Annotated in this window: 3 protein-coding genes and 1 pseudogene; all 4 read left to right on the top strand. The window is 67.9% G+C overall.

Features of this window, described 5'->3' with window-relative positions; all coding sequences use genetic code 11:
- A pseudogene (locus A7A76_RS05235) lies at nucleotides 1-407 on the top strand (DUF4105 domain-containing protein); the annotation flags it as partial.
- Nucleotides 408-446: 39 nt separating this feature from the next.
- Complete coding sequence (gene corA, locus A7A76_RS05230; protein WP_206410203.1) at nucleotides 447-1,439, top strand: magnesium/cobalt transporter CorA; 993 nt, start codon at nucleotides 447-449, stop codon at nucleotides 1,437-1,439.
- A gap of 685 nt (nucleotides 1,440-2,124) precedes the next feature.
- On the top strand, nucleotides 2,125-4,197 hold the full coding sequence (locus tag A7A76_RS05225) for a carbon starvation CstA family protein (RefSeq protein ID WP_206410202.1): 2,073 nt from the start codon (nucleotides 2,125-2,127) through the stop codon (nucleotides 4,195-4,197).
- A complete protein-coding gene (locus tag A7A76_RS05220) occupies nucleotides 4,197-4,418 on the top strand; it encodes a YbdD/YjiX family protein (RefSeq protein ID WP_074872322.1) in 222 nt (73 codons plus the stop codon). Before A7A76_RS05225 ends, A7A76_RS05220 begins: the two co-directional genes overlap by 1 nt.
- Nucleotides 4,419-4,751: the final 333 nt, after the last annotated feature.

Genomic DNA, 4,751 nt, shown 5'->3' with positions numbered 1-4,751 from the left:
TGGCCCTCGGCGCGGCCCTGGCCTGGCTCGGCCGGCGCAGCCGGCGCGCGCTGGCGGCCGTCGCGCTGCCGCTGTGGACCGCGCTCGGCCTGATCGGCGCGCTGCTGCTGTACGGCTGGCTCGGCACCGGCCACACCTATCTCTACGCCAACCGCAACCTGCTGCTGTTCGATCCGCTGTGCCTGCTGCTGCTCCACGGCGGCGTGCGCGCGCTGCGCGGGCGCGATCCCGGCCCGCTGTTCGGCTGGCTGAGCCTGGCCGTGCTGCTGGCCGCGGCCGCCTCGCTGTTCGCGTACTGGCTGCCGGTCTACCCGCAGCGCAACGCGCACTGGATCGCGCTGTGGCTGCCGGTCCACCTGGGCCTGTGGGCGGGCTTGCGCGCGAGCGCCGCAAACCGCCAAGGCTAGACGCTTGCCCCTGCGCGGGCGCGGGGGCAGGATGCGCGCATGAGCGATCCCACCCTGCCCCAGTGCGTCATCAACTGCGCCGCCTACGACCGCGACGGCGGCCGCCGCGACATCACCCTGGACCAGATCAGCGACGTGCTCGCCGTCGACGACGGCAGCTTCGTCTGGGTCGGCCTGTACGAGCCGGACGAAACCATCCTGGACAAGCTGCAGGAGGAGTTCTGCCTGCACGACCTGGCCGTCGAGGACGCGCACAACGCGCACCAGCGGCCGAAGATCGAGGCCTACGGCAACTCGCTGTTCATCGCCATCCACACCGCGCAGAAGATCGACAACCGGATCCGCTTCGGCGAGACCCACCTGTTCGTCGGCCCGCGCTATCTGGTGACCGTGCGCCACGGCGCCTCGATCAGCTACAAGTCCGCGCGCATGCGCATGGAGCGCGAACCGGACCTGCTCGAACACGGCCCCGGCGCGGCGCTGTACGCGGTGCTCGACAGCGTGGTCGACAACTTCATGCCGATCGTCGAGGGCTTCACCCAGGAGCTCAACGAGCTGGAGAAGGACATCTTCGCCGAGGACTTCCGCAACGAGACGGTGCGCGAGCTGTACGACCTCAAGCGCGAACTGACCCGGCTGCGCATGGCGGTGTCGCCGCTGCAGGACATCCTCGGCCAGCTCGCGCGCTCGCGCGGCGGGTTGATCGACGAAGAAATCCAGCTGTACTTCCGCGACGTGCTCGACCACGCCGTGCGCATCAACGAAACCACCGACACCCTGCGCGAGATGCTGACCGCGGCGGTGAGCGTGAACCTGTCGCTGGTGACGGTGCGGCAGGGCGAGATCGTCAAGCGCCTGGGCGCCTGGGCCGCGCTGCTGGCGGCGCCGACGTTGATCGCGAGCTGGTACGGCATGAACTTCACCCACATGCCGGAGCTGGCCGGGCAGTTCAGCTACGCCATCCTGATCAGCGTGGTCGTGGTGACCTGCCTGGTGTTGTACATCGGGTTCAAGCGGGCGAAGTGGTTGTAAAGCGGTTCCGTAGACCGCGTCGCAGCCCCGGCCCCTGTAGGAGCGACGCGAGTCGCGACCGCGACTTCACAGCTACGTCGCAAACGCTGTTTCGCGGTCGCAGCTTGCGCAGCTCCTACAGCCGGACTTCCAGCAAGCGCAGCGTGCGGGCCCGAAGCCCCTGTAGGAGCGGCGCGAGCCGCGACCGCGACTTCACAGCTACGTCGCAAGCGCGGTTTCGCGGTCGCAGCTTGCGCAGCTCCTACAGTCTGACTTCCAGCAAACGCAGCGTGCGGGCCCGAAACCCCTGTAGGAGCGGCGCGAGCCGCGACCGCGACCTCGCGGCTGCGCCGTAAGCGCGATTTCGCGGTCGCAGCTTGCGCAGCTCCTACAGTCGGACTTCCAGCAGACGCAGCGTGCGGGCCCGAAGCCCCTGCAGGAGCGGCGCGAGCCGCGACCGCGACTTCACAGCTACGTCGTAAGCGCCGTCTCGCGGTCGCAGCTTGCGCAGCTCCTACAGTCGGACTTCCAGCAAACGCGGGGGCGGCCCACCCTACCCAACCGCCCGGGATCGCACCGCGAACGGCCCGCATCGGGCGCCTAAGACCAAAGTATCAGCCGGTTTCGCGCGCCTTTGCCGCGCTGCGCATTGACCCGCCCCGGCCCGGGGGGCGACGCTTCCGGGGTCTTGTCCGGGAGGGTCGTCATGAAAAATGGGCTGGGTAAATTGGGCTGGGCGGCCCTGGCCGTGCTCGGGGCGTTCTGCCTCGGGGTGGTCGCGCTGCGGCGCGGCGAACACATCAACGCCTTGTGGATCGTCACCGCCGCGGTGTCGATCTATCTCGTCGCCTATCGCTACTACTCGCTGTTCATCGCCGACAAGGTGATGCAGCTCGACCCGACCCGGGCCACGCCCGCGGTCATCCACAACGACGGCCTGGATTACGTCCCGACCAACAAGCACGTCCTGTTCGGCCATCACTTCGCCGCGATCGCCGGCGCCGGCCCGCTGGTCGGCCCGGTGCTGGCCGCGCAGATGGGCTACCTGCCCGGACTGCTGTGGCTGATCGTCGGCGTGGTCGTGGCCGGCGCGGTCCAGGACTTCATGGTCCTGTTCGTGTCCAGCCGCCGCAACGGCCGCTCGCTCGGCGATCTGGTGCGCGAGGAGATGGGCCGCATCCCCGGCACCATCGCCCTGTTCGGCGCGTTCCTGATCATGATCATCATCCTCGCGGTGCTGGCGATGATCGTGGTCAAGGCGCTCGCGGAAAGCCCGTGGGGCATGTTCACGGTGATCGCGACCTTGCCGATCGCGGTGCTGATGGGCGTGTACATGCGCTACATCCGGCCCGGCAAGATCGGCGAGATCTCCGTCGTCGGCCTGGTGCTGCTGTTGCTGGCGATCTGGTACGGCGGCAAGGTCGCCGCCGATCCGGTGCTGGGCCCGGCCTTCACCTTCACCGCCACCCAGATCACCTGGATGCTGATCGGCTACGGCTTCGTCGCCGCGGTGCTGCCGGTGTGGCTGGTGCTGGCGCCGCGCGACTACCTGTCGACGTTCCTGAAGATCGGCACCATCGTCGGCCTCGCCATCGGCATCCTGATCGTCATGCCCGACCTGCGCATGCCGGCGCTGACCCAGTTCACCGACGGCAACGGCCCGGTGTGGAAGGGCGGGCTGTTCCCGTTCCTGTTCATCACCATCGCCTGCGGCGCGGTGTCGGGCTTCCACGCGCTGATCTCCTCGGGCACCACGCCCAAGCTGCTGGCCAACGAGTCGCACATGCGCTACATCGGCTACGGCGGCATGCTGATGGAATCCTTCGTCGCGATCATGGCGCTGGTCGCCGCCTCGGTGATCGACCCGGGCGTGTACTTCGCCATGAACAGCCCGGCCGCGCTGGTCGGCAGCGACGTGCACGCGGTCGCGCAGACCATCAGAGGCTGGGGCTTCGCGGTGACGCCGGAGGTGCTGGAGACCACGGCCAAGGACATCGGCGAACACACCATCCTCGCCCGCGCCGGCGGCGCGCCGACGCTCGCGGTCGGCATCGCCCAGATCCTGCACAACGTGCTGCCGGGCGAGAACACGATGGCGTTCTGGTACCACTTCGCGATCCTGTTCGAAGCCCTCTTCATCCTCACCGCGGTCGACGCCGGCACCCGCGCCGGGCGCTTCATGCTGCAGGACCTGCTCGGCAGCTTCGTGCCGGCGCTGCGCCGCACCGAGGCCTGGGGCCCGAACCTGATCGCCACCGGCGGCTGTGTCGCGATGTGGGGTTATTTCCTCTACCAGGGCGTGGTCGATCCGCTCGGCGGCATCAACACCTTGTGGCCGCTGTTCGGCATCGCCAACCAGATGCTCGCCGGTATCGCGCTGATGCTGTGCACGGTGGCCTTGTTCAAGATGAAGCGCGACCGCTACGCCTGGGTGACCATCGTGCCGACGGTGTGGCTGCTGATCTGCACCACCTTCGCCGGCCTGATCAAGATCTTCGACTCCAATCCGGCGGTGGGCTTCCTCGCCCAGGCCCGCAAGTACAGCGACGCCATCGCCCGCGGCGAGGTCACCGCACCGGCCAAGAGCATCGAGCAGATGCACCAGATCATGATCAACAGCTACGTCAACACCGGTTTGACCGCCTTGTTCCTGTTCGTGGTGTTCAGCGTGCTGGCGTACTCGCTCGGCGCGATCGTGAAGGCCCGCGCCAACCCGCAGCGCAGCGACCGCGAGTCGCCGTACGTGGCGCTCAAGCCGCACGAAATGGAGGGCGTGTGATGGGTACCGCGCTGGTTCCGGTCGGCCAATACCAATCGTTCAAGCGCGCCTGGCGGCGCATCGTGCAGACCGCGCGGCTGTGCTGCGGGGTGCCGGACTACGACAACTACGTGCGTCATCTGATGGAGAAGCATCCGGAGCGGCCGATTCCGGATTACGCGACGTTCTTCCGCCAGCGCCAGGAAGCGCGCTACGGCGGCGGGCGGATCGGGTGTTGCTGAGTGCGCCGCGGCGCGGCGCGCAGGGAACGACAAGGGCCGCCTTCGGGCGGCTCTTGTGTTTGTGGGGTTCTTGCTTTTTGGGACTCGCGCATTTGCGGGGCTCGCGTACTTACCGGGCTCCGCGTCTGCCTCCTACTGTCATTCCCGCGAAGGCGGGAATCCAGGGCTTCACCGAGACAGGACTCTGAAGTCTCTGGATTCCCGCCTTCGCGGGAATGACGGTGGGAAGGGCTCACTCGAATCTCGAAAAACGACGCTACTTCGCGATCTCCCTGTAGGAGCGGCGCGAGCCGCGACCGCGACATCGCGCTTGCGTCGCATGTGTAGTGTCGC

It is taken from the genome of Lysobacter enzymogenes, assembly GCF_017168095.1.
Classification (GTDB): domain Bacteria; phylum Pseudomonadota; class Gammaproteobacteria; order Xanthomonadales; family Xanthomonadaceae; genus Lysobacter; species Lysobacter enzymogenes_D.
Note: the sequence above shows the minus strand (reverse complement) of the source record. Positions and strands in the feature narration are given on the sequence as shown.

Bases quoted from the DNA above. Each gene is read 5' to 3' on its own strand.
- corA (WP_206410203.1), top strand. From the start codon at position 447: ATGAGCGATCCCACCCTGCCCCAGTGCGTCATCAACTGCGCCGCCTAC.
- A7A76_RS05225 (WP_206410202.1), top strand. From the start codon at position 2,125: ATGAAAAATGGGCTGGGTAAATTGGGCTGGGCGGCCCTGGCCGTGCTC.
- A7A76_RS05220 (WP_074872322.1), top strand. From the start codon at position 4,197: ATGGGTACCGCGCTGGTTCCGGTCGGCCAATACCAATCGTTCAAGCGC.